Source organism: Nocardioides sp. (assembly GCF_030019515.1).
Classification (GTDB): domain Bacteria; phylum Actinomycetota; class Actinomycetes; order Propionibacteriales; family Nocardioidaceae; genus Nocardioides.
The window spans coordinates 237,790-260,894 of sequence record NZ_JASEEQ010000002.1; the positions used below are offsets into that span (position 1 = coordinate 237,790).

At 73.9% G+C, this 23,105-nt stretch carries 22 protein-coding genes; 7 read left to right on the forward strand and 15 right to left on the reverse strand.

The window, feature by feature from the left end; all coding sequences use genetic code 11:
- Positions 1–5: 5 nt before the first annotated feature.
- The 10 genes from ftsW to mraZ all read right to left on the reverse strand — a co-directional run bounded on the left by ftsW (position 6) and on the right by mraZ (position 10,974).
- Positions 6–1,259: a putative lipid II flippase FtsW gene (gene ftsW, locus QMC84_RS03545; protein WP_300371836.1), complete on the reverse strand. Its 1,254-nt coding sequence runs from the start codon at positions 1,257–1,259 to the stop codon at positions 6–8.
- Positions 1,260–1,299: 40 nt separating this feature from the next.
- Positions 1,300–2,766: a UDP-N-acetylmuramoyl-L-alanine--D-glutamate ligase gene (murD, locus tag QMC84_RS03550; RefSeq protein ID WP_300371838.1), complete on the reverse strand. Its 1,467-nt coding sequence runs from the start codon at positions 2,764–2,766 to the stop codon at positions 1,300–1,302.
- Entirely contained in the window at positions 2,766–3,860 is a 1,095-nt protein-coding gene (gene mraY, locus QMC84_RS03555) for a phospho-N-acetylmuramoyl-pentapeptide-transferase (RefSeq protein WP_300371840.1), read from the reverse strand. Before mraY ends, murD begins: the two co-directional genes overlap by 1 nt.
- Positions 3,857–5,233, reverse strand: coding sequence for a UDP-N-acetylmuramoyl-tripeptide--D-alanyl-D-alanine ligase (gene murF / locus QMC84_RS03560; RefSeq protein ID WP_366145734.1), 1,377 nt, complete (start codon positions 5,231–5,233; stop codon positions 3,857–3,859). Before murF ends, mraY begins: the two co-directional genes overlap by 4 nt.
- Positions 5,230–6,690, reverse strand: coding sequence for a UDP-N-acetylmuramoyl-L-alanyl-D-glutamate--2,6-diaminopimelate ligase (locus tag QMC84_RS03565; RefSeq protein WP_300372308.1), 1,461 nt, complete (start codon positions 6,688–6,690; stop codon positions 5,230–5,232). The genes murF and QMC84_RS03565 overlap by 4 nt, the downstream gene beginning before the upstream one ends.
- Before the next feature lie 76 nt (positions 6,691–6,766).
- A complete protein-coding gene (locus tag QMC84_RS03570) occupies positions 6,767–8,527 on the reverse strand; it encodes a penicillin-binding protein 2 (protein ID WP_300371844.1) in 1,761 nt (586 codons plus the stop codon).
- A gap of 32 nt (positions 8,528–8,559) precedes the next feature.
- Entirely contained in the window at positions 8,560–9,183 is a 624-nt protein-coding gene (locus tag QMC84_RS03575) for a hypothetical protein (RefSeq protein WP_300371846.1), read from the reverse strand.
- Positions 9,180–10,139: a 16S rRNA (cytosine(1402)-N(4))-methyltransferase RsmH gene (gene rsmH, locus QMC84_RS03580; RefSeq protein ID WP_300371848.1), complete on the reverse strand. Its 960-nt coding sequence runs from the start codon at positions 10,137–10,139 to the stop codon at positions 9,180–9,182. The genes QMC84_RS03575 and rsmH overlap by 4 nt, the downstream gene beginning before the upstream one ends.
- A 1-nt stretch (position 10,140) precedes the next feature.
- Positions 10,141–10,311, reverse strand: a complete 171-nt coding sequence (locus tag QMC84_RS03585; protein ID WP_300371850.1) for a hypothetical protein — start codon at positions 10,309–10,311, stop codon at positions 10,141–10,143.
- 228 nt (positions 10,312–10,539) lie between these two features.
- Positions 10,540–10,974, reverse strand: a complete 435-nt coding sequence (gene mraZ, locus QMC84_RS03590; protein ID WP_300372328.1) for a division/cell wall cluster transcriptional repressor MraZ — start codon at positions 10,972–10,974, stop codon at positions 10,540–10,542.
- Positions 10,975–11,437: 463 nt separating this feature from the next.
- On the opposite strand from mraZ, the gene QMC84_RS03595 reads away from it, so the two are divergent.
- Genes QMC84_RS03595 through QMC84_RS03605 form a run of 3 tightly spaced genes read left to right on the forward strand, consistent with a single transcriptional unit; the run spans position 11,438 to position 16,146 of the window.
- Positions 11,438–12,412, forward strand: a complete 975-nt coding sequence (locus QMC84_RS03595; RefSeq protein WP_300371852.1) for a MoxR family ATPase — start codon at positions 11,438–11,440, stop codon at positions 12,410–12,412.
- 54 nt (positions 12,413–12,466) lie between these two features.
- On the forward strand, positions 12,467–13,753 hold the full coding sequence (locus QMC84_RS03600) for a DUF58 domain-containing protein (RefSeq protein ID WP_300371854.1): 1,287 nt from the start codon (positions 12,467–12,469) through the stop codon (positions 13,751–13,753).
- Positions 13,753–16,146, forward strand: coding sequence for a DUF3488 and transglutaminase-like domain-containing protein (locus QMC84_RS03605; RefSeq protein ID WP_300372330.1), 2,394 nt, complete (start codon positions 13,753–13,755; stop codon positions 16,144–16,146). The genes QMC84_RS03600 and QMC84_RS03605 overlap by 1 nt, the downstream gene beginning before the upstream one ends.
- A gap of 135 nt (positions 16,147–16,281) precedes the next feature.
- Here QMC84_RS03605 and QMC84_RS03610 read toward each other — a convergent pair whose 3' ends face one another.
- The 4 genes from QMC84_RS03610 to QMC84_RS03625 form a co-directional block, all read right to left on the reverse strand.
- Entirely contained in the window at positions 16,282–16,740 is a 459-nt protein-coding gene (locus QMC84_RS03610; protein WP_300371856.1) for a DUF3040 domain-containing protein, read from the reverse strand.
- Between the two features lie 155 nt (positions 16,741–16,895).
- On the reverse strand, positions 16,896–17,642 hold the full coding sequence (locus QMC84_RS03615) for a methyltransferase (protein WP_300371857.1): 747 nt from the start codon (positions 17,640–17,642) through the stop codon (positions 16,896–16,898).
- Between the two features lie 24 nt (positions 17,643–17,666).
- A complete protein-coding gene (locus QMC84_RS03620) occupies positions 17,667–18,098 on the reverse strand; it encodes an SAV_6107 family HEPN domain-containing protein (RefSeq protein ID WP_300371859.1) in 432 nt (143 codons plus the stop codon).
- A 174-nt stretch (positions 18,099–18,272) separates the two neighbouring features.
- Positions 18,273–18,722, reverse strand: coding sequence for a hypothetical protein (locus tag QMC84_RS03625; RefSeq protein WP_300371861.1), 450 nt, complete (start codon positions 18,720–18,722; stop codon positions 18,273–18,275).
- A gap of 69 nt (positions 18,723–18,791) precedes the next feature.
- Between QMC84_RS03625 and QMC84_RS03630 the strand changes: the two genes are divergently transcribed.
- Genes QMC84_RS03630 through QMC84_RS03640 form a run of 3 tightly spaced genes read left to right on the forward strand, consistent with a single transcriptional unit; the run spans position 18,792 to position 20,945 of the window.
- Positions 18,792–19,265, forward strand: coding sequence for a YbaK/EbsC family protein (locus QMC84_RS03630; RefSeq protein WP_300371863.1), 474 nt, complete (start codon positions 18,792–18,794; stop codon positions 19,263–19,265).
- Entirely contained in the window at positions 19,265–19,621 is a 357-nt protein-coding gene (locus tag QMC84_RS03635) for an ArsC/Spx/MgsR family protein (protein ID WP_300371865.1), read from the forward strand. Before QMC84_RS03630 ends, QMC84_RS03635 begins: the two co-directional genes overlap by 1 nt.
- A gap of 25 nt (positions 19,622–19,646) precedes the next feature.
- Positions 19,647–20,945 carry an NAD(P)/FAD-dependent oxidoreductase gene (locus tag QMC84_RS03640; RefSeq protein WP_300371867.1) on the forward strand — a complete coding sequence of 433 codons (1,299 nt, stop codon included), beginning with the start codon at positions 19,647–19,649 and terminating at the stop codon, positions 20,943–20,945.
- Between the two features lie 35 nt (positions 20,946–20,980).
- On the opposite strand, the gene metF is transcribed toward QMC84_RS03640, so the two are convergent.
- Positions 20,981–21,871: a methylenetetrahydrofolate reductase [NAD(P)H] gene (gene metF, locus QMC84_RS03645; protein WP_300371869.1), complete on the reverse strand. Its 891-nt coding sequence runs from the start codon at positions 21,869–21,871 to the stop codon at positions 20,981–20,983.
- 64 nt (positions 21,872–21,935) lie between these two features.
- On the opposite strand from metF, the gene QMC84_RS03650 reads away from it, so the two are divergent.
- Positions 21,936–23,012 (forward strand): polyprenyl synthetase family protein, encoded by a 1,077-nt coding sequence (locus QMC84_RS03650; protein WP_300371871.1) that lies wholly within the window; start codon positions 21,936–21,938, stop codon positions 23,010–23,012.
- The last annotated feature ends 93 nt before the right edge of the window (positions 23,013–23,105 follow it).

The window sequence follows — 23,105 nt, forward strand, 5'->3', positions numbered from 1 at the left end:
CAACCTTAGGAGAGCCGGCCCGCCGAGAGCCCGGCGGAGCGGGCCTTCTTGCGCTGGGCCAGGGCGCGGGCGGCCTCCGGCTCGCGCCGCGCGAACCCGATGAGCAGCCCGAGCGCGACCAGGGACGGCACCAGCGCCGAGCCGCCGTAGGAGACCAGCGGGAGCGGGATGCCGATCACCGGCAGCAGCGCGAGCACCATGCCGACGTTGATGATCATCTGCCCGAGCAGCCACACCACGATGCCGAACGTCGTGTAGCGCACGAACGCGTCCTGGGTGTGCGCGGCGACCCGGACCGCGGCGTAGGCGATGGTGAGGAACAGCGCGATCACCAGCAGGGTCCCGACCAGGCCGAGCTCCTCGCCGAGCACGGCGAAGATGAAGTCGGTGTGCGCCTCGGGCAGGTTGCCCCACTTCTGCTGGCTGGCGCCGATCCCCTGCCCGAAGACGCCGCCGTGCGAGAGCGCGTAGAGGCCGTGCGCGGGCTGCCAGCCGGCGTTGTGGAAGTCCTTGAACGGGTCGGCGAAGTTCGTCAGCCGCTCCCGCCGCTCGGGGCTCGTCGAGGCCAGCCAGATCGCGACCACGCCGACGACGGTCAGCGCGACCGAGAACAGGCGGCCGGGCGCGCCCACCACCCAGAGCATCGCGAGCAGGATCGCCATCAGCACCAGCGCCGTGCCGAGGTCGTGGCCGAGGACCACCAGCCCGACCACCAGGAGCATGCCGGGCACGACCGGGACGAAGACCTCGTGCAGGCTCCGGAGCCGCTTCTCCTTGAGCGCATAGACGTGGGCGGCCCACAGCACGATCGAGAGCTTCGCGATCTCCGCGGGCTGCACCACGAACGGCCCGACCCCGAGCCAGTTCGTGTTGCCGTTGACGGTGCGGCCCAGGCCCAGCTGGGTCAGCGCGAGCAGCACGATCGAGACGATCAGCGCCAGCCAGGCGAACCGGCGCAGTGCCGAGTGCGGCAGCCGGGACGCGATCCACGCGCAGGGGATGCCGATCAGCACCCAGAGCAGCTGGCGCTCGACCACGGCGTAGGAGCTGCCGTTCTTCTCGTAGGAGTACACGCTCGAGGCGCTGAGCACCATGATCAGCCCGATGGTCAGCAGCAGCGCGGAGGCGCCGAGCAGCAGGTAGTAGGCGGTCAGCGGGCGGTCCAGCGCGTGCCGGACGGCGGCGAACCAGCCACCGACCGACTGCCGACGGACCGGCCGGGCCCGCTCGACCGGGTCCAGGGGGTTCGCGGTCGTCATGCCCACCCCCTCCCGTCGGGTCCGGTCTGCTGCGGTCGGCCTAGAGCCTGCGTCGTACGGCGTCGGCGAACGCGTCACCGCGCTCGGCATAGTTGGTGAACATGTCCATGGAGGCGCAGCCGGGCGCCAGCAGGACCGTGTCGCCGGGTCGGGCCAACTCGGCAGCCGCTCCGACCACGCGCTCCATGGCACGTCCACCGTGATCGCCCTCAGTCTCGCCGTCCTCGACGACGATGACGGGCACATCCGGCGCGTGTCGCGAAAGCGCCCCGGCGATGACGTCGCGGTCGCGGCCGAGCAGGACCACGCCGCGCAGCCGGTCCCGCACGGCGACCACGAGGTCGTCGAAGTGCGCCCCCTTCGCCAGGCCGCCGGCGATCCACACCACGGGGTCGTAGGCCTGCAGCGAGGACTGCGCGGCATGCGGGTTGGTCGCCTTGGAGTCGTCGACCCAGGTGACGCCGCCGGCCGATCCCACCACGGCGATCCGGTGCCCGTCGGGGTGGAAGGCTCGCAGCCCGTCGCGGACCGCCACCTGGGAGACGCCGTGGGCCCGGGCCAGGGCGGCGGCGGCGAGTGCGTTGGCGACGTTGTGGGGCGCCGCGCCGCTCGGGGAGTGCAGGGTCAGGTCGGAGATCGTGCACAGCTCGGCGGCGCTGGTGTCGCGCTGCTCGATGAAGGCCCGGTCGGCCAGCATGTCCTCGACCAGGCCGACCATGCCGACGCCGGGCATGCCGAGGGTGAACCCGACGGCGCGGGCGCCCTCGACGACGTCGGCCTCGCGGACCAGCCGCTCGGTCTCCGGGTCGGCGACGTTGTAGACGCAGGCCCGCTGGGCTCGCTCGTAGATCCGGCCCTTGTCGGCGGCGTACGCGCCGAACGAGGAGTACCAGTCGAGGTGGTCCTCCGCGAGGTTGAGGACGGCGGCGGCCTCCGCGCTCATCGAGTCGGTGTAGTGCAGCTGGAAGCTGGACAGCTCGACCGCGAGGACGTCGTACGGCTCCGGGTCCATCACGGCCTCGACGATCGGGAGGCCCACGTTGCCGACCGCGATGCTGCGCAGCCCGGCGGCGCGCAGGATCGAGTCGAGCATCTGCACGGTGGTGGTCTTGCCGTTGGTCCCGGTGACGCACAGCCAGGGGGTGTCGTGGTCGGGGTCGCGCAGGCGCCAGGCCAGCTCGACCTCACCCCAGATCGGGATCCCCCGCGCGCGGGCCTGGGCGAGCAGCGGCGCGGTCGGCTTCCAGCCGGGCGAGGTGACCAACAGGTCGACCTCGTCGGGCAGCGTCGCGGTGGCGCCCGCCCCGAGGCGTACGTCGGCGCCGAGCACCTCGAGCAGCTCCGCCTTGGCCGGCCGGTCGCCGGCCTCGGACTCGTCGAGGGCGACCACGCTCGCGCCGAGGTGGTTGAGGTTGTCGGCGGCGGCGAAGCCGGAGACCCCGAAGCCGGCGACGACGGCGCGGACCCCCTCCCAGGAGTCGTGGCGCCCGAGGTGATCGGGGCCCATCAGATGCCCGCGACCCATTCCGCGTAGAAGACGCCCAGGCCCGCGGCGACGCAGATGCCGGTGATGATCCAGAACCGGATCACCACGGTCACCTGCTCCCAGCCGAGCATCTCGAAGTGGTGGTGGATGGGCGCGATCCGGAACAGGCGGCGACCGGTGCCGGTCACCCTCTTGGTGACCTTGAAGGTGGCGACCTGGAGCACGACCGACACCGTCTCCAGGACGAACAGCCCGCCGAGGATGATCAGGAGCAGCTCGGTGCGGGTGAGGATCGCGAGGCCGGCGAGCGCGCCGCCGAGCGCCAGCGAGCCGGTGTCGCCCATGAAGATGGCGGCCGGGGACGCGTTCCACCACAGGAACCCGAAGCACGCGCCGGTGATGGCGGCGGCGACCACCGCCAGGTCGAGCGGGTCACGCACCTCGTAGCACAGGTTCGGCTGGTCGAGGCCGGTCTGCCCGCACCACTGGTTGTTCTGCCAGATGTTCACGAACATGTAGGCACCGAAGACCATCACGCCGGCGCCGGTGGCGAGCCCGTCGAGGCCGTCGGTCAGGTTCACGCCGTTCGAGGTGGCCGCGACGATCAGCCAGATCAGCAGCAGCACGACGACGGTCGGCAGCGTGATCCAGCCGATGTCGCGGATGAACGAGATGTGCCGGGACGCCGGCGTCTGGCCGCGGTCGTCCTCGAGCCAGGGTGACAGCGAGAGGATCCCGAAGATCAGCGCGACCACCGTGAGCCCGATCATCTTCGCCTTGCTGCGCAGCCCGAGGCTGCGCTGCTTGGAGATCTTGATGACGTCGTCGAGGAAGCCGACCAGGCCGGTGCCGACGAACAGGAACAGCAGGAGCAGTGCCGAGGCCGTGGGCAGGTCGCCGATGATGAGCTTCGCGCCGAAGTAGCCGGCCACGGTCGCGAAGATGATGACGACGCCGCCCATCGTGGGCGTGCCGCGCTTGGTGTGGTGGCTGGTCGGTCCGTCGTCACGGATCTCCTGGCCGTACCCCAGCCTCGTGAACTGGTTGATCGCGACCCGGGTGCCGAGCAGCGAGACGAGCAGTGCCAGACCGCCTCCGAACAGGATGGCTCTCATCGCTCGGTTCGGTCTCCCTCCGGATAGGTGTCGAGCAGCGCGTCGGCGACCACCCACAAGGCGACGCCGTGCGACGCCTTGACCAGGACGACGTCACCGGACACGACATTCTCATTTACCCACGTGATCGCCTCGTCGACCTCCTCGACGACGACGACTTCGCCCCGCCAGGCGTCGACGGCCTCGAGCCCCTCGACGATCCCGCCGGCGGCGGCGCCGACGACCACGACGATGTCGGTCCCGAGCCGGGCGGCCGCCCGGCCGACCCGGACGTGCCCGTCGAAGGACTCCCGGCCCAGGTCGAGCATCTCGCCGAGCACCACGACCGTACGGCGGTGCCGGCGGCGGCCGATGATGGCCAGCGACTCGAGCGCGGCCGTGACCGAGGCGGGGTTGGCGTTGTAGGCGTCGTTGACGACGATCAGCCCGTCCGCACGCTCGTGCATCTCCATCCGCATCGGCGACGACGCGGTGGCCGCCGAGAGGCCGGCCGCGACGTCCTCGAGCGGGATCTCGACGGCCAGCGCCATGGTCGCGGCGGCGAGCGCGTTCTGGGCCTGGTGCAGCCCGGTCTGCTGGAGCCGGACCGGGTGCCACTCGTCGGCGTACCCGATCTCGAACGAGACCCGCCCGAGGTCGTCGACCTCGCTGCCCCGCTCGGTCACGTCGGCGCCGTCGGATCCGAACGTGAGCACTCGGGCCCGGGTCCGCGAGGTCATCTCGGCGACCAGGGCGTCCCGGGCGTTGAGCACCGCGGTGCCCTCGGGCGCGAGCGCCGCGACGATCTCACCCTTGGCGAACGCGATCGAGTCGCGGCTGCCGAACTCGCCGATGTGCGCGGTGCCGACGTTGAGGACCGCGGCGACGTCCGGCGGCGCGATCTCGCAGAGGTGCTTGATGTGGCCGATCCGGCGCGCGCCCATCTCCAGCACCAGGAACCGGGTCTCCGCGTGGGCGCGCAGCACGGTCAGCGGCAGCCCGAGCTCGTTGTTGAAGCTGCCCGTGGTGGCCACCGTGGAGCCCGCAGCGGAGAGGACCCGGGCGAGGTAGTCCTTGGTGCCGGTCTTGCCCTGGGACCCGGTCACGGCGAGCACCTGGGCGTCCAGCCGGCGCACGACGTACGCCGCCAGCTTGCCCAGTGCCGGGATCGGGTCGCGGACGACGACCGTGGGCGCCTCGGTCGCCCGGCTGCCGAGCACCGCGTGGGCGCCGGCGGCGTAGTCGTGGCCGTCGACGTGCTCGCCCACGACCGCGACGAAGAGCCCACCCGGCACGGCCTGGCGGGAGTCGACGTAGGCGGGGGCGTCGACGACGATGTCGGGGTCGCCGACGACCGTGCCGCCGACCACCTTGGCGATCTTCCCCAGCGTCATCTCGAGCACGCGACGACCTCCTCCCGCACGACCTCGCGGTCGTCGAAGGGGTGGACCACCCCGGCGACGTCCTGGCCCGTCTCGTGTCCCTTGCCGGCGATCAGCACGATGTCTCCCGGCTCGGCGCGGCGCAACGCCTCGCGGATCGCGGCCCGCCGGTCGCCGACCTCGATCGCCTCGCCGGTGTCGACGCCGGCGAGCATCGCGGCCCGGATCGCCGCCGGGTCCTCGGAGCGCGGATTGTCATCGGTCACAACCAGTAGATCGGCCAGCCGGGCGGCGATCTCAGCCATGATGGGCCGTTTCCCCGGGTCGCGATCGCCGCCGGCACCGAGCACGACGATCACCCGGCCCTCGGTCAGCGGACGGAGGGTCCGGATGGCCGCCTCGACCGCGTCCGGCTTGTGGGCGTAGTCGACGACCACCAGGAAGTCCTGGCCGGCGTCGACCCGCTCGAGGCGCCCGGGCACGCCGCCGGCGGCCGCGATCCCGGCCGCGACCACGGCGGGGTCCAGGCCCGCCTCCCCCGCCGCCGCGACGGCCGCGAGCGTGTTGGCGACGTTGAAGTCGCCGGGCAGCGAGCACCCCGCCGGAATCCGCCGGCCGTCGGGAGCGACGACCACGAACTCGGAGCCCTCCGCACGCAGCCGCACGTCGACCGCACGCCAGTCGGCGCTCGCGCCGGTCGACCCCAGGCCGGTCGAGAACGTCCGCACCGGCACCGTCGTCTCTCCGGCCAGCCGGCGGCCGTGGGCGTCGTCGAGGTTCACGAGGGCGAGCCGGGCGCGCTCGGGCGTGAACAGCGAGGCCTTGGCGGCGTAGTAGTCCTCCACGTCGTGGTGGAAGTCGAGATGGTCGCGGCCCAGGTTCAAGAACACCGCCACGTCGAAGACGACCCCGTCCACGCGGCCCATCACCAGCGCGTGGCTGGAGACCTCCATCGCGCAGGCGCGCACCTCACGCTCGCGCATCACCGCGAACAGCGCGTGCAGGTCCGGAGCCTCGGGGGTGGTCAGCGACGATCGCACCTCCTCGCCCGCGACCCGGGTGCCGACCGTGCCGACCACGGCGGCGGCGACGCCCGCCTGCTGCAGGCCGCCCTCCAGCAGGCGCGTCGTGGTGGTCTTGCCCTGGGTGCCGGTCACCCCGATCATCCGCATCGACGTCGCGGGCTCGCCGTAGATCCGTGCCGAGAGTCGGCCGAGCCCGGCACGGGGACGGTCGACGACCAGGTGCGGGACGTCGGCGGGTCCCCGGTCGGAGCCGTCCGGGTCGGTGAGGATCGCGACCGCCCCGGACGCGAGCGCCGCTTCCGCGAACTCGATCCCGTGGGCCCGCGTGCCGGGCAGCGCCGCGTAGAGGTCGCCGGGACGGATCCGCTGCGAGGACAGCGAGATCCCGGTGACCTGGATGCGCGAGCCCTCGCCGCGCAGCTGCGCGCCGGCCCAGCCCGCCACGGTCGCGAGCGGGGTCCGGGGCGGCTGCGCGGGCCGGGTCGAGTCGCTCACCACGCGAGGCTATCGCTGTGCCCGGCTACCACTCGACCGGGAGCCGGGACGGCTTGGTGTCGGTCGGGGGGACGCCGTACCGCTGGAGGGCGTAGCTCATGATCTTCGCGAACGCCGGGCCGCCGACCGAGCCACCGCCGCCACCGTTGCGGGGGTTCTGGACGACGACGTAGATCGTGAACCGGGGGTCGTCGGCGGGGGCGAAGCCCGCGAAGGAGACCGTGAACGTGCCGTCGTAGCAGCCGCACTCCTCGCCCACCCGCTGCGCGGTGCCGGTCTTGCCCGCCACCCGGTAGCCCGGGACCGCGGCGCCGGGGGCGACGCCCACGTCCGGGTCGACGACCCGCTCCATCATCCGGGCGGTGTCGTGCGCGGCGCCGGTGCTGATCACCCGCCGCTTGGTGGTGGTGTCGGTGCCCACGACGTCGCCGTCGCCGGTGGTCGCCTCACCCTGGACCAGGCTCGGCGAGACGCGCACCCCGTCGTTCGCGATGGTGTTGACCGCGGCGGCCATCTGCACGCCGTTGACCGAGAGCGACTGGCCGAACGCGATCCGGTCCTGCATCTGGTGGGTCCACGCGCTGCCGTCGGGGAGCAGCCCCTGGGTCTCGCCGCGCACGCCGATGTCGGTGCGCCGGCCCAGGCCGAAGTCGCGCAGGTAGTCGTAGAGCTGGCCCTGCTCGAACTTGTCGGCGGCGAGGACGGTGCCGATGTTGGAGGACTTCGCGATCACGCCCGCGAGGGTGAGGTGGATGGTGCCGTGCGGGAACCAGTCGTTGATCGGCCGGTCCTCGCGCTGCAGCTGCGGGGGTACGACGATCCTGGTGCGCGGCGTCACCAGGCCGAGGTCGATCAGCGAGCTGACCGTGAGCACCTTCTCGACCGAGCCCGGCTCGTAGACGTCCTGCATCGCCCGGGACCCGAGATCCGCCTTCGGCGAGGACGTCGGGTCGTTGGCGTCGAAGGTCGGGTAGTCCGCGACCGCGAGCAGCTCGCCGGTGCGGCTGTCCATCACCACGGCGAAGCCGCTGTCGCCGCGAGCGCCCTCGACGGTCTGCCCCAGGACCCGCTGGGTGTACCACTGCAGGTCGAGGTCGAGCGTGGTGCGCAGGTCCTGGCCGTCGACCGGGTCGGTCACGGTGCTCTCGCCGAGCGGGATCCGGTTGCCGCCGCCGACCTCGTAGCGCGCCGACCCGTCGGTGCCGGCCAGCAGGCCGTCGAAGGTGCGCTCCAGCCCGGCCAGGGGCTCGTCGGTCCCCATGAACCCGACCAGGTTCGCCGCGACGTCGCCGGCGGGATAGTCGCGCAGCGGGTCCCGCCGGGTGTCGAGCCCCTCGAAGCCCCGACGCTCGGCGGCGTCGACCACCTCGGTCGCCTTCGTCGCGGGCACCCGGCGCGCGATGTACTCGAACCGGCTGCCCTGCTCGCGCAGCCTGTTCAGCGTCGTGACGTAGTCGACGTCGAGCCGCTGGTAGAGGAAGCGCGCGAGCTCGGGCGCCCGCTCCGCCGTCATCGCCGGGTCGGCGACCACCATCAGCCCGTCGATCGAGCCGGCCAGCGGCTTGCCGTTGCGGTCGAGGATGTCCCCGCGCTCGGCGGGCAGGTCGACCTTCACCAGCCCCTCGGCGGCGGCCATGGCGGCGTAGGAGTTCGGGTCGAGTCCCTGCAGCTGGACCAGCCGGGCCCCGAAGACCGAGAGGGTCATCGCGATCACCACGAAGCCCACCCGCAGCCGCAGCTGGGGGGAGCCGCGGCGGGAGCCGCGGGGGGCACGGGGCTGGCGCAACGGGATCTCCGGTGGTCGAGGTCGGGCGAGGGTCAGCGACGGGTCTGTTGCTGCTGTTGCTGCTGTTGCTGGAGGTGCTGCTGGTTCTTGTGGTCGTTCCTACCCTGTCCCTCGCCGGTGCCGGCCGCTTCGCCGTTCGTGTCGCCGGAATCTCCGGCGCTCACCGGCGGGGGCGCGGTCACGTGCACGACGGTCGGCGCCGGGTCGAGGGCCGCCGGCTTGGCCGGCGGCGGCGGGGTGATGCGGAACGGCACGCTGCCGTCGGCCGCGCAGGGCCGGCCGCTGACGGCGCCGGAGCCCAGCCGGACGAAGGCCGGGCCGCAGGCCTGGACCATGCCGAGCTGCTGGGCGGCGGCGGCGATCCGCTGCGGGTCGCGCAGCCGGTCGAGGTCCATCTCGAGGCTCTGCTGGCGTGCGGCGAGGGTGGTGGCCTGGCCCTCGAGCGCGGTCGCCGCGAACGACGACTGCTGCATCGAGGTGTTGAACAGGAGCAGGCCCACCACGCCGCCCAGGAGCACCAGGGTGACCAGCGCGACGAACGGCATCCGCGCGGCCTGCCCGCGGGTGCGCGGGACGACGGTGAGCCGGGCCCGCTCGACGGCGCGCTCGGCGACCCGCGGCATCCGCGAGCGGACCTGGGGCACGGGACTGCTCATGCTGCTGCTCCCTTCGTGAGGCGCTCGACCGCGCGCAACCGCACCGAGGCTGCGCGCGGATTCTGGGCGATCTCGTCGGGGCCGGCCTTCTCGGATCCCCGGGTGACCAGGCGCAGCGCCGGCTCGTGGCCGGCGGGCACGAACGGCAGGTCCTCGGGGACGTCGAGCCGGGTGGCGGCCACGAACGCCTGCTTGACCAACCGGTCCTCCAGCGAGTGGTAGGACTCGACGACCACCCGGCCGCCCACGCCGATGGCGTCGATGGCGGCAGGGATCGCGCGCCGCAGCACGGCCAGCTCGTCGTTGACCTCCATGCGCAACGCCTGGAAGGTGCGCTTGGCGGGGTGGCCCCCGGTGCGCCGGGCCGGCGCGGGGATCTCCGCGTAGAGGAGCTCGACCAGCCGGCCGGAGCGGGTGAACGGCTCCTTCGCGCGCTCCCGCACGACGGCGGCCGCGATCTTGCGGGCGAACCGCTCCTCGCCGTACTCCCGCAGGATCCGGGCGAGGTCGGCGGCGGTGTAGGTGTTGAGCACGTCCGCAGCCGTCGGGCCGGTGCTGCCGTCCATCCGCATGTCGAGCGGGGCGTCCTCGGCGTAGGCGAAGCCGCGCTCGCGCACGTCGAGCTGCATCGAGGAGACCCCGAGGTCGAAGAGCACCGCGTCCACGGTGTCCAGGCCGAGGCCGGCCAGGACCGCCGGGAGCTCGTCGTAGACGGCGTGCACCCCGGTGAAGCGGTCGCCGAACGGCGCGAGCCGACGGCCGGCCAGCTCGAGCGCCTCGGGGTCGCGGTCGATGCCGACCACCCGGGCCAGCTCGAAGCGGGTCAGCACCGCCTCGGTGTGGCCGCCGAGGCCCAGGGTCGCATCGACGAGGACCGATCGGTCCCGCTCGAGCGGCGGTGCCAGCAGGGCGACGACCCGGTCGAGCAGGACCGGGACGTGGGAGGGGGCGCCCATGTCAGGCCCGACGTGCCAGGAGCGCGAGGACGAGGAACGCGAGGGCGACGCTGAGCGAGGTCGCGGCCGAGAACGCCATCACGGTCGCGGCGTCGCGAGCCTGGTGCCGGACGCGGCGCACCGGTGCGTCGACCGGTGCCCCGATCGTCGGCGGTGCTGGCGCGATGCTCATGAGTTCGACCCTCGTGTCCCGGAGATGTGAGCGATGAAGAGGCGATCCGCCGGACCAGGTCCCTGCCCGCTCCCGGTCTGACGACGTGGGAAGGTCCATCTGGAACCGGGGAAGGTGCCCCAGATGGCGGCGGGAGCGGGCTCGAGACCTCGTCCTGCGGATCGCTGTGCTGTTGTGTGGTGCTGTCCTGGTGCTGTCCTGTGGCGCTGTTCGTCGTGCTGGGTGCTGCTAGCCCTGCGGGTGCGCCGGCTGCTCGTCGAGCTCGGCGAACTTCGCCTGGGCGCCGGCCGAGTACTCCCGCCACCGGGCGGGGTCCCAGATCTCGATCCGGTCCATGACGCCGATGACGACGACCTCGCGGTCCAGGGCGGCGTACTCGCGCAGCGGAGCCGCGATGTTGATCCGGCCCTGCTTGTCGAGCGCGCCCTCGTCGGCGCCGGCGAAGAGCACGCGGGCGTAGTCACGCGCCCCGCGCACGGTCATCGGCGTCGCCTGAGCCCGCCGGGCCTCCTCCATGAAGACGTCCGTGGGCCACACGACCAGGCAGTTCTCCTGACCTTGGGTCACCACGAGCCCCTCCGCGAGTCGGTCCCTGAACTTCGCCGGGAGGAACAGTCGGCCCTTCTCGTCGAGCTTCGGGGTGTAGGTGCCCATGAAGAACATGCGGGCGCCTCCACTCCGGTCCTCGACGTGACCCTCCTCCACTGCGCTCCACTTTACGCCACTTTGCACCACCGTCAACCACAATGCGCGTGTTGCCCAGCGGATTTCCGGCGTCTCGGGGGCGCGGCCGGCGCTCGACGGGCGGCGGCGTAGGCCCCGGTGGCGCACCGGCCGGGGCCCGGCGTACTGCCTGTCTGCGCAGGTCAGCGTGGGTGCGCGCGTCGGCGGCCCGCTCGGCGGTCGGCCCCGGTGGGGAGCCGGGCGGCGGGGGTGGGGCGCAGTGGAGGGCGGGGTGGGGCGGCCGGTCGGGACGTGCGTCTCGCCCGCATCGAACCGGGAACGCAACCAAACCGTGATCCCAGGAGTCGGATGCACCAGGGATGCGACGTCATAGGTTTCCGGCACGACTACGGTTGGGGACCATCCGGTGACGCGGGTCACGCGGGAGGGAAGGACGCACACGGTGGGAACTGAAACGGGGGCCGCGGACCTCGAGACCCTGGCGCGCGTGGTGGGCCGGGTGCGCGCCAACGTCGAGCGGGTGATCGAGGGAAAGCCCGACGTCGTGCACGCCTCCCTGGTGGTGCTGCTCGCCGAGGGACACCTGCTCATCGAGGACGTCCCAGGCGTGGGCAAGACCCAGCTCAGCAAGGCGCTGGCCCGCAGCATCGACTCCTCGGTGCGACGCATCCAGTTCACCCCCGACCTGCTGCCCTCCGACGTCACCGGCGTGTCGGTGTTCAACCAGAACACCCGCGAGTTCGAGTTCCGTCCGGGCGGGGTGTTCGCCAACATCGTCGTCGGCGACGAGATCAACCGGGCCTCGCCCAAGACGCAGTCGGCGCTCCTGGAGTGCATGGAGGAGCGTCAGGTCACCGTCGACAACACCACCTACCAGCTCGAGCAGCCGTTCATGGTGATCGCCACCCAGAACCCGATCGAGATGGAGGGCACCTACGCCCTGCCCGAGGCGCAGCGCGACCGGTTCATGGCGCGGGTCTCGGTCGGCTACCCGGTCGAGGCCGCGGAGATCGCCATGCTCAACTCGCACACCCGGGCCAACCCCCTCGACGACCTCGAGCCCGTCACCGACGCCGCCGAGGTGCGCAAGCTGATCGGGATCGTCGGCCAGGTCCACGTCTCCGACGCGGTGCAGCGCTACGCGGTCGCCATCACCTCGGCGACCCGCCGCTCCGACGAGCTGACCCTGGGCGCCTCGCCCCGGGCCACGCTCCACCTGGTGCGCGCGGCGAAGGCCGCGGCCGCCATGTCCGACCGGGACTACGTGCTGCCCGACGACGTGACCCGGCTGGCGCGACCGGTGCTGGCGCACCGGCTGCTGCCGAGCGTCGAGGCCGCCATGAGCGGACGGTCCACGACCGCGATCCTCGACGCCGTCCTCGGTGCCGTCGCGGTGCCCGACGGCGCTCCGCGCTGACCGCTGACGGCGACGGGCGACCTGGCATGAGGAGCCGACGATGATGGACCTGCGATGAGAGAGGCGCTGGCCGGGCTGACCGTGCGCGGTCGCGCGTTCCTGGCGGCCGGCGTGACCGCGGTGGTGTGCTCGATGGTCCTCGACCAGACCGCGCTGACCCGGATCGGGATCCTGGTGCTGGTGCTGCCGCTGCTCACGGCCTGGGTGGTCGGGCGCAACCGCTACCGGCTCGCCCTGGTCCGCACGGTCACCCCCCAGCTGGTCGCCGCGGGCCAGCCGGCTCGGGTGTCGCTCGCGCTCAGCAACGAGGGCCGGACGCCGAACGGCGTGCTCCTGCTGGAGGACCACGTCCCGTACGTGCTCGGCACCCGGCCCCGGTTCGTCGTCGAGGGCATCGGCACCGGCTGGCGGCAGACCGTGAGCTACCAGGTGCGCTCGGACGTGCGCGGCCGCTTCGAGATCGGCCCGATGTCCGTGCGGGTCACCGATCCCTTCGGGTTGGTCGAGCTGGGCCGCACCTTCCGCACCACCGTGCCGCTGACCGTGACACCCCGCACCGTGCTGCTCCCCCAGATCCCGCTGGGCGGTGCCTGGACCGGATCCGGGGACAACCGGCCGCGGTCCTTCGCGACCGGCAGCGCCGAGGACGTCACCGTGCGCGAGTACCGGCAGGGTGACGACCTGCGCCGGGTGCACTGGCGCAGCTCGGCCCGGCTCGGGGAGCTGATGGTGCGCCGCGAGGAGCAGCCGTGGCAGTCCCGGGCCACGCTGGTCCTCGACAACCGGGTGCTCGCCCACCGCGGCCAGGGCATCGCGTCCTCGCTCGAGGCGGCGGTCTCCGCCGCCGCGTCCATCGCGGTGCACCTGAGCCACCGCGGCTTCGCCGTACGCCTCGTCACCGCGCTCGGCGAGGACCCGAGCCGCGCCTGGCACCTGCGCGACGCCGACCTCAACACCGGCCCGCTCATGGAGGCCCTCGCGGTGGTCCAGCCGACCCAGCAGTCGCGGCTCGACACCGCCTGGCTCGCGGAGGGCGCCCACGGCGGGCTGACGGTCGCCGTCTTCGGCGGCATCCTGCCGGCCGACCTCCCGGTGCTGCGCCGGATGCAGCACCAGGCCGGCTCGGCGCTCGCGATCGCTCTCGACGTCGACGCCTGGACCGGCGCCCCGGCCGGCGTGGGCGCGACCCAGGCCCTGGGCCAGCAGGGCTGGCGCGCGGCGCCGCTGGGCCCGCGCGACCGGCTCGACGCGGTCTGGCAGGAGCTCGGGCACACGAGTGCGCACCGCTCCCGCGGCGTGGGCCGGGGACCGACCCGGCCCGCCTCGGAGGCGACCGCGTGATGGGCTCGCTGACCAGGTCCCGCGGCAGCCTCTCGGCGAGCATCACGCTCGCATCGGTGGCCGCGGCCACCACGCTGGTCGCGATATACGCCTGGCGCGGCTTCGCCCAGGCACCCGGCGGCTTCCTGAACCCGCTGATGCTGCTCGGCATCGTGGTCGCGGCGGCCGGTACGGCGACCCGCTGGTGGCGGTGGCCGGCACCGGCCGTGGTCGCGGCCCAGGTCGTGGTCTCGGGCCTGGTCGCCAGCATGCTCATCACCGGATCGCTGCTCCCCGGCACCGGCACCCTGGCCGAGGTCCGGTCCGCGGTCGCCGCGGCGCTGGACAGCTCCCGGGAGTTCGCGGCGCCGGTGCCCGCCACCGCGCCGCCGATCGACCCGCTGCTCATCCTGTGCGGGTTGGTCTGCCTGCTGCTGGTCGACCTCCTCGCCTGCACGCTGCGACGGGCGCCGCTCGCCGGCCTCCCGCTGCTGACGATCTACACGATCCCGGTGAGCCTGGTCGAGACCTCGATCGCGTGGTGGGTCTTCGTCGGCACCGCGGCCGGGTTCCTCGGGATGCTCTTCCTCCAGGAGGCCGAGCACGTCAGCCGCTGGGGACGGCCGATCGCCGCGGACCGCGAGACCGGCGACCCGATCTCGCTCGGCGCGGGCGCGCACGCGGTCCGGCGTACCGCCACCGGCATCGGCGGGGCCGCCACCGCCCTCGCGATGGTGCTGCCGCTGCTCGTCCCGAGCGTGGGCCTGCACATCTTCGACTTCGGGCCCGGCAAGGGCGACGGGGACAGCGTCCGCATCGAGAACCCGGTCGCCGACCTGGTGCGCGACCTCAAGCGCGGCGAGGACACCGACCTGGTCCGGATCACCACGACCGAGACCCACCCGGCGTACCTGCGGATCCTGTCCCTGAACCGGTTCACCGACGTCGAGTGGACGCCGGGCGACCGCGACGTCCCCACGGACCACGGCGCCGACGGTGCGCTGCCGCCGCCCCAGGGCGTCGACGCCGAGGTGACCCGCGACGAGGTGCCCTACAACGTCACGATCCTGCCGGACTTCGAGTCGCGGTGGCTCCCGACCCAGTTCCCGGCGAGCAACGTCCAGGCCGAGGGCGACTGGCGCTACGACGCGACCACGATGGACTTCCTGGCCGTGCCCGGCGACCTCGACACCGCGGGCCTGGAGTACACGATGAGCGGGCTCGACCTGGTCCTCAGCGCGAAGCGCCTGCGCGAGGCCGGGACGTCGGTCGGCAGGGTCAGCGAGATCTTCACCGACCTGCCCCCCGACCTCCCGCAGGTCGTGCGCCAGCTCGCCGTCCAGGTCACCCGGGACCAGACCACGCGGTTCGACAAGGCGGTCGCGCTGCAGAACTGGTTCCGCAGCGAGTTCACCTACTCGCTCGAGACCTCCGCCTCCGGCAACGGGTACGACGCCCTCACCACGTTCCTCGGCGACGGCCCGGACGGCCGGGTCGGCTACTGCGAGCAGTTCGCCTCGGCGATGGCGGTGATGGCCCGGGTGCTGGGCATCCCGGCGCGGGTGGCGGTCGGCTTCCTCACCCCGGAGCCGGACGGCCCCAACACCTGGGTCTACAGCTCCCACGACATGCACACCTGGCCCGAGCTCTTCTTCCAGGGCTCCGGCTGGGTGCGCTTCGAGCCCACCCCGGCCGACCGGGCGACCGGGGTGCCGTCGTACACGGTCTCCGGCCTGCCGGGCGACCTGGGCCCCTCCCCTGCCGCGACGGAGTCGAGCACCAGCATCCCGGGCCCCTCCAACCGCGCCACCCAGACCGCGGACCCGACCGCCGACACCGGACAGGACGGCGAGGCCGGCGGCGGCATCGCCTGGGGTCCGGTCCTCGGTGGCGGCGCCGGCGTCCTGGTCGCGGGCGTCGTCCTGCTGCTCCCGCGGCTGGTCCGCCGCCGCCGGCGCGCGCGGCGGCTCGCGGTGGCGGGGCCCGAGGAGATCTGGGCCGAGCTGCGCGACACCGCACTGGACCTGGGGGTGCCGTGGCCGGCCGGCCGGTCCCCGCGGGCCACCCGCCAGGTGCTCCTGGAGCATCTCGGCCGGCCGCTCGACCCGACCAGCCCGGACCGGCCGGCGCACGGTGCCGACATCGCGCCCGAGGGCGGGGCGGCGCTGAACCGGATCGTGCTCGCGGTCGAACGGCTGCGCTACGCCCGCTCCCCCGCCGAGCCCGACCGGAGCCGGCTGCGCACCGACGCCCAGACCTGCCTCGCCTCCCTGACCGGCGGCGCTCCCCGCACCGCCCGGCGCCGCGCGACCTGGTGGCCGCGCTCGGTGCTGGCCTTCGCCGTGCGTGCGCCGCAGCCGGTCACGCCCACCGTCGAGGCGAGGTACGGCGGCGTCGTCGACCACGCGAACTGAGCGGATGCGTCAGCGGACCGGGTGTCGGTGGTCGCACGCGCATGGATACCCGCCACCGCTCACCGGGCCGACTCGGACAGGCTCGGTCGCGCGCCTTGCTCGACCACCATCAGCGGGTCCGCTGACGCGTCCCCGCTAGAACCCGCCGTCCTCGCGGCGGCGGCGCCAGCGCTCGTCCATGCGCTCCATGAAGGAGTGACCGGAGCCGCCGTGGCCGTGGCGGCGCGTCCGGCGCGGCTTGTGGCCCGAACGGCCGCCGTCGACGACGGTGAAGCCGCCGCGGCTGGGGTGCTGCAGGGTGCGCGGGTCGGGCGCCGGCGCGGCGGACTGGCCGCGCATCGCGGTGAGGGCGACGGTCGCGGAGCCGAGCATGATCACGAAGCCGGCGATGCCCACGGGGGTGATCTGGGCGACGGCGCCGGTCATCAGGACGACGACGCCGAGGACGAAGCACGCCCCCGCGATCATCGCCCGGCGCCGGGCCGCGCGCCGGAAGGCGGTGCCGCGCAGGGTCGAGGCGAGCTTGGGGTCCTCCTCGACCAGAGCACGCTCCATCTGCTCGAGCAGTCGGAGCTCCTCTTCCGAGAGTGGCACCGTTCCTCCCCTCAGGGTCATCGCCAAGGTGCTGTCGCATTCGTCGGCCAGCGCCTCAAGTCTAGGCAGCGGCTGGTCATCGCGGTAGGCGGGTTCCGGAAATTCGTGATCGAACCGTTCCCGGTCCCCCCGCCGGCGAAACGGCGGGGGCCCGGTCAGCGGGCGAGGAGGTGGAGCTGGGTCGCCAATGGGCGGAACTCGGGACGCCCGGAGACGGCCCGCTCCAGGTCGACGAGGGCCCCGGTCGCCCCGGGCTCCAGGTCCAGCAGCGAGCCCGGCACCAGGTCGGCGAAGACCCGGATGCCGTGCACGGCGGCCACCTCGAACCCGGCGCCGGCGAGCAGCGCGGCCACCTCGTCCTCGGTGAACCGCCGCCCGGAGCGGCCGCCCTGGTCGCGGGTCGGCCCACCGGGGGCCTGGTCCAGCATCGACAACGCCTGGGCGAAGTGACCGGCCATCGCGCGGGCGACGACCGCGGCGTGGCGCTGCCCGACCAGGAGACTGAGCGTGCCGCCGGGTCGCAGCACCTCGCGCAGCGTCGCGAGCGCGGCGCCGGGGTCCTCGACGACCTCGAGCACCCCGTGGCAGAGCACGACGTCGGCGGACGCCGGTCCGGTGACGTCGAGCAGGGTCGACAGCTCGCCCTGCTGGCCGGCCACCGCGACCCCGGCCTCACGGGCGCGGCGGTCCAACGACGCGAGCGCGTCCGGGCTGGGGTCGACGACCGTCACCCGGTGGCCGAGCTCGGCGACCCGGACGGCGAACCCGCCGGTACCGCCGCCGATGTCGAGGACGTCGAGAGCGGCGCCGTCCAGGGTCGGGCGCAGCGCGTCCCAGACCACCGACGTACGCGCCGCGTTGCGCCGTTCGCCGGGCCGTTCGCCGGGCCGCTCAGGAGGCATGGCCCAACCCTAGGACCACTGCCGTCAGCCCGCGCGCATGGCCGCCGCCCACGGCGGCGCCGCCGCGTGCGGGACCAGGCCCAGGGAGCGCTCCACGACGGCGAGGAACCGGTCCGCGTCGCGGACCAGGTCGTCGGCCTCCCGTTCCGAGACCGCGCGGGTCGAGCCCGCCTCGGCGGCCGCGCGCTTGGCCGCGCCGGCGGCGAAGAACCGGGCCCACTCGGCCATCTCGGGCGCCACCTCCGCCAGCAGCACCCAGGCGTTGCGCTGCGGACGGCGGCGGGCCGGCTCGGGGTGCGCGCGAGCGGCGAGCAGCGCGGCGGCGGCACGCAACGCCGCGACGTGGGCGTGCGCGTAGCGGGCCGGGACCTCGGTCGCGGCGATCGCCTCGCTCAGCGACTCCGCGGCGCGCGCGAGGTAGGAGTGCGTGGTGGCGGGAAGGGCATAGGGGTTCATCGAGGTCCTCTCCGTCGACCCCTGACCGGCGACCCCTGACAGCTCCGGCGGACCGGGGCCCGACGGGGACGGGGGTCGAGGTCGTCCCCGCCGGGCGGTGCTCGAACATCTGTTCGAACACCGCCACGGTACACCTCGCCGCCCCCAGGGCGTCAAGGTCGGCGACCGCGCGGCTCAGGAGCGCCCGGCGCCCTCCGGTGCGGAGCGGGTGAAGGCCCGGGTGTCCGGGTGCCACAGCAGGACGGCCGCGGTCAGGTCCAGCGACAGGCCGACCACCGAGAGCGCCAGGAACAGCATCGGGGGGTCGGCGCGCAGGCTCGCGAGCGTGGCGATGGCCATCAGCACGACCAGCGCGCTGAGCAGCACCCGGGCCCAGTTGTGGCCCTGTTGGAGGAACTGGAGCAGCACGATCACCAGCACCCCGACCACCACGAACATCGTGATGGCCACCGGCGCGAACGCCGGCGGCTCCACCGAGCCCAGGTCGGTCCGGCCGGCGGCCCAGGCGTCGTCGAGCTCGTCGCCGAACACCAGCGTCAGCAACGCGGTCACGCCACTCGTCACGACCACGGCCACCAGCACCCAGATGGCGCCGCTCACCGCTACCGGCCGCTGCTGACTCATCCGCGCTCCTCTCCCCTGCTCGGGTCCCTGCTCGAAACGTCCGCCCCGGAGACTCTAGGGTCTCGCAGTATGACCACCGAGCACCCGACGATCACGCGGTTCCGTGACGACCACCGGCGCCGAGGTGGTACCGGCCAGGTCGTCATCCTGCCCGACTCCGTGCACACGGCCGCACTGGCCGCCGCGGCGCTCGGCTGCGAGGTCGGTGCGATCGCCAACAGCCTGCTCTTCGACGCCGACGGCTCGCCGGTGCTCATCCTGACCTCGGGCGCCCACCGCGTCGACACCACCAAGGTGGCCGCCGCACTGGGGGTGACCGCCCTCAGGCGCGCGACGCCGGAGTTCGTGCGCGAGCACACCGGCCAGGCCATCGGCGGGGTCTCCCCGATCGGGCACCCCGCGGAGGTGCCGACGTACCTGGACTCGTGGCTGCGCCGCTACGAGGTCGTGTGGGCGGCCGCCGGTCACCCCGCCGCGGTCTTCTCGACGACGTACGACGAGCTCGCCGCCATGACCGGCGCGCCCACGATGGAGGTGGAGTGATGGAGATCTGGCTCAACCCGGACTGCTCGAAGTGCCGCACGGCCGTCGCCGAGCTGGACGCCGCCGGGGTGGAGTACACCGTCCGGCGCTACCTCGACGAGCCGCCGACCGCGGCCGAGCTCGGCGAGGTCGTCGCCCGGCTGGGACTGGAGCCCTGGGACATCGCCCGGGCGAAGGAGGCCCGCGAGGAGGGCATCGACCTGCCCCGGGACGCTGCCCTCCGCGACGACTGGCTCGCGGCGCTGGCCGCCCACCCCCGGGTGATCCAGCGGCCGATCATCACCGCCGCCGACGGCACCACCGTCGTCGGCCGTGACGAGGACGCCCTGCGGGTGGTGCTCGACGCCGAGGCCTGAGCCTCGGGGCCCTAGGGTTCCCCTCATGGCGCGGGTCGTGGTGGTGGGCGGCGGCTTCGGCGGTCTCGCCGCGGCCGTGCGGCTGGCCAAGCTCGGTCACGAGGTGACCCTGGTCGAACGGTCGGCGCAGCTGGGCGGTGCGTTGTCGGAGGTCAGCGCCGACGGGTTCACCTGGGACGCGGGCCCGACGTACACACTGCTGCCCGCGGTGGTCCGCGACCTGTTCCGCAAGTCCGGCCGGCCGGTCGAGCGCGAGCTGGAGCTGGTGCCGCTCGACCTGGTGCGCGAGCACCGGTTCGAGGACGGCACGTCGGTGCGGGTCCCGTCCGGCCGGGCGGCCCAGCTGCGCGCGTTCGACGATCTGGGGGCCGGGCTCGGCCAGCGCTGGGTCGACCACGTGGCGTCGTACGCCGACGCCTGGGACGTGCTGCGCCGCGGCTACCTCGAGAGCCCGTGGCGACCCGACGACCTGCCGCGCGAGCTCGCGGCCCTGCTGGACAGCCGCGAGACGCTGGCCCGGCGGCTCAAGCGCACCTTCAAGGACGAGCGGCTGCGGATGGTCGCCGGGCACCCGCTCGTGGCCGAGGGCCACGACCTGCGCAACGTGCCCGCCTGGCTGGGCGTGAGCGCCTACGTCGAGCAGCGCTTCGGCGCGTGGACCGTCGAGGGCGGCATGGCCCGGCTCGGCGCGGCGCTCGCCGACCGGCTGGCCACTCGGGGGGTCACCACGCTGACCGCGACGGAGGCCGTGGACGTCGTGGTCCGCGGCGGGCGGGCGGTCGCCGTCAGCACCGCCGCCGGGGACCTGGACGCCGACGTCGTGGTGTGCGCCGTCGACCCGCGCCGGCTGCCCGCGCTCGCGCCGTACGTCGTCCGCACCATGCCCGCGATCCCGCCGGTCGCGGTGCACGTCGGGCTCGACGCGACGCCGGCCGACCTGCCCCACGAGCTGGTGCTGCACGGCGACCCGACGCTCGTGGTGCGCACCGGCGGCAGCGCGCCCGACGGCGGTGCCGCGCTCACCGTGCACGGCCGCGGCCGGCTCTCGGAGGACGTGCTCCGCGCGCTGGCCCGGCACCGGATCGACCTGCGCCCGCACGTGGTCGCCCGGGTCGACCGCAGCCCGCGCGACCAGGTCGAGCGGTGGGGCGGGTCGCCGATGGGGGTGCTGTGGCAGGGCCGGGCGACGGTCCGGCAGCGGCTCGGCCCGGGCACGCCGGTGCCGGGGGTGTACGCCGCGGGGGCGCACGCCACCCCGGGTGCCGGGATGCCCTTCGTGGGGCTCTCCGCGGCGCTGGTGGCGGCCGAGGTCGGGCCGGCCTGACCCGGCTCCGGGGCGGCCGGGGGCCCGACCCTGGATCACACCGGCAGGTTGAGGGCGGCGAAGATCTCGCGCGTCGCCTTGGAGCGGTTGAGCGTGTAGAAGTGCAGACCGGGTGCGCCGCCGGCGAGCAGCTCGTCGCAGAGCTCGGCGGCGATCGCGATGCCCTCGGCGCGCATCGCCGCCGCGTCACCGTCGTGGGCGCCGATCCGGCGCACCACCTCGGCCGGCACGTCGGTGCCGATCAGCTCGCCCTGGCGCCGGATGCTGGCGAGGTTCAGGATCGGCATGATGCCGGGCAGGATCGGCAGGTCGACGCCACGGTCGCGGACCCGCTCGACGAGCGCGAAGTAGTCCGCGGCGCGGAAGAACATCTGGGTGACCGCGAACTCCGCACCGGCCCGGGCCTTCGCGACGAGCACGTCGGCGTCGTGGTCGAGCGACGCCGCCGAGGGGTGGCCCTCGGGGAACGCCGCCACGCCGACGCTGAACTCGCCGCGGCTGCGGACCAGCCGCACCAGCTCCTCGGCGTACGTCAGGCCCCCGTCGGTGGGGGTCCACTCGGCCCGCGGCCCCTCGGCCGGGTCGCCGCGCAGCGCCATCACGTTGCCGATGCCGGCCCCGGCGTAGGCGTCCAGGATCGCCTCGAGCTCACCGCGGGTGTGCCCCACGCAGGTCAGGTGGGCCATCGGGGTCAGTGAGGTCTCCGCGGCGATCCGCCCGGTGATGCGCACCGTGGAGTCGCGGGTGGACCCGCCCGCGCCGTACGTCACCGAGACGAACGTGGGCCGGAACGGCTCGAGCTCGCGGATCGACTGCCAGAGCTGGTCCTCCCCCGCCGCGTCGTGTGGCGGGAAGAACTCGAACGAGAAGGACCGCTCGCCCTCGCGGACGAGGTCGCCGATCCGCCGGGTCCGCTGGTTCGCCATGGGCGACATCCTAGGTTCGGGACCGGCCGCTGCCCGGTGGCGTCCACTGGCTAGTCTCGGGGCCGTGAGGGCGAGCGAGAGCGACTGGGACAGCGCGTCCTTCCGGGACCGCATCCAGACCGCGGTCGACGCCTTCGTCGACGAGCAGGCCGCCACGCTCGGCCCACTGGGCAGCGACGCCGCGCGGCTGGTGCGCGAGGCGCATACGTCGGTCTCGGGCGGGAAGCGCTTCCGGGCGGCGTTCTGCTACTGGGGCCACCGGGCGGTCGCCGCCGACGTGCCCGACGAGAACGCGCTGGTGCGCGCCTGCGCCGCCCTGGAGCTGCTGCACGCGAGCGCGCTGGTCCACGACGACCTGATGGACGCCTCGGACACCCGCCGGGGCCACCCGGCCACGCATCGGCTCTTCGAGAGCGAGCACCGCACGGCCGGCTGGCGCGGCGACCCGGAGCAGTACGGCGCGGCCGCGGCGATCCTGCTCGGCGACCTGCTGCTGAGCTGGGCCGACGAGCTGCTGCGCCGCTGCGGCCTGCCGATCACGCAGGTCGCTCCCGCCCTGGAGGTCTTCGACCGCTGCCGTACCGAGGTGATCGCCGGGCAGTTCCTCGACGTGTCGGTGCAGGCCCGCGGTCGCGCCGACGTGGAGACCGCGATGACGGTGCTGCGCTACAAGTCCGCGAAGTACTCCATCGAGCGCCCGCTGCACATCGGCGCCGCGCTCGCCGGCGCGAGTCCCGACACGATGGCCGAGCTGTCGGCGTTCGGGCTGCCGCTGGGCGAGGCCTTCCAGCTCCGCGACGACCTGCTCGGCGTGTTCGGCGACCCGGACGCCACCGGCAAGCCGGCCGGCGACGACCTCATCGAGGGCAAGCGCACGGTGCTGGTCGCGCTCGCGCTCGACGCCGCACCCCCGGCCGACGCCGCGCTCCTCGACCGCTCGCTGGGCACCGCGCTCAGCGTCGAGCAGGTCTCCGAGCTGCGCGGCATCATCGCCGCCTCGGGCGCGCACGCCCAGGTCGAGTCGGTGATCACCGAGCTCGCCACGCACGCGGTCACGGCCCTCGACAAGGCCGACCTCCACGAGGACGCCCGCCGGGTGCTGCGCCAGCTGGCCTCGGCCGCCACCCAGCGCGTGGTCTGAGCTCGGCCGGCCGGAGGCGGCTGCGCCGGCCGGGCCGGGCCGGCGGTGACCCGGCAACCCTTCGGCACCCACATCCGGTTGCCTGCACACCGC

What these genes read in the sequence shown, in the direction of transcription:
- QMC84_RS03640 (WP_300371867.1), top strand. Translation starts at nt 19,647, where the DNA reads ATGGCGCGGGTCGTGGTGGTGGGCGGCGGCTTCGGCGGTCTCGCCGCG.
- QMC84_RS03585 (WP_300371850.1), bottom strand. Translation starts at nt 10,311, where the DNA reads ATGAGCATCGCGCCAGCACCGCCGACGATCGGGGCACCGGTCGACGCA.
- QMC84_RS03635 (WP_300371865.1), top strand. Translation starts at nt 19,265, where the DNA reads ATGGAGATCTGGCTCAACCCGGACTGCTCGAAGTGCCGCACGGCCGTC.
- rsmH (WP_300371848.1), bottom strand. Translation starts at nt 10,139, where the DNA reads ATGGGCGCCCCCTCCCACGTCCCGGTCCTGCTCGACCGGGTCGTCGCC.
- mraY (WP_300371840.1), bottom strand. Translation starts at nt 3,860, where the DNA reads ATGAGAGCCATCCTGTTCGGAGGCGGTCTGGCACTGCTCGTCTCGCTG.
- QMC84_RS03630 (WP_300371863.1), top strand. Translation starts at nt 18,792, where the DNA reads ATGACCACCGAGCACCCGACGATCACGCGGTTCCGTGACGACCACCGG.
- QMC84_RS03620 (WP_300371859.1), bottom strand. Translation starts at nt 18,098, where the DNA reads ATGAACCCCTATGCCCTTCCCGCCACCACGCACTCCTACCTCGCGCGC.
- metF (WP_300371869.1), bottom strand. Translation starts at nt 21,871, where the DNA reads ATGGCGAACCAGCGGACCCGGCGGATCGGCGACCTCGTCCGCGAGGGC.
- QMC84_RS03575 (WP_300371846.1), bottom strand. Translation starts at nt 9,183, where the DNA reads ATGAGCAGTCCCGTGCCCCAGGTCCGCTCGCGGATGCCGCGGGTCGCC.
- QMC84_RS03625 (WP_300371861.1), bottom strand. Translation starts at nt 18,722, where the DNA reads ATGAGTCAGCAGCGGCCGGTAGCGGTGAGCGGCGCCATCTGGGTGCTG.
- QMC84_RS03615 (WP_300371857.1), bottom strand. Translation starts at nt 17,642, where the DNA reads ATGCCTCCTGAGCGGCCCGGCGAACGGCCCGGCGAACGGCGCAACGCG.
- ftsW (WP_300371836.1), bottom strand. Translation starts at nt 1,259, where the DNA reads ATGACGACCGCGAACCCCCTGGACCCGGTCGAGCGGGCCCGGCCGGTC.
- mraZ (WP_300372328.1), bottom strand. Translation starts at nt 10,974, where the DNA reads ATGTTCTTCATGGGCACCTACACCCCGAAGCTCGACGAGAAGGGCCGA.
- QMC84_RS03600 (WP_300371854.1), top strand. Translation starts at nt 12,467, where the DNA reads ATGAGAGAGGCGCTGGCCGGGCTGACCGTGCGCGGTCGCGCGTTCCTG.
- QMC84_RS03605 (WP_300372330.1), top strand. Translation starts at nt 13,753, where the DNA reads ATGGGCTCGCTGACCAGGTCCCGCGGCAGCCTCTCGGCGAGCATCACG.
- murD (WP_300371838.1), bottom strand. Translation starts at nt 2,766, where the DNA reads ATGGGCCCCGATCACCTCGGGCGCCACGACTCCTGGGAGGGGGTCCGC.
- murF (WP_366145734.1), bottom strand. Translation starts at nt 5,233, where the DNA reads ATGACGCTGGGGAAGATCGCCAAGGTGGTCGGCGGCACGGTCGTCGGC.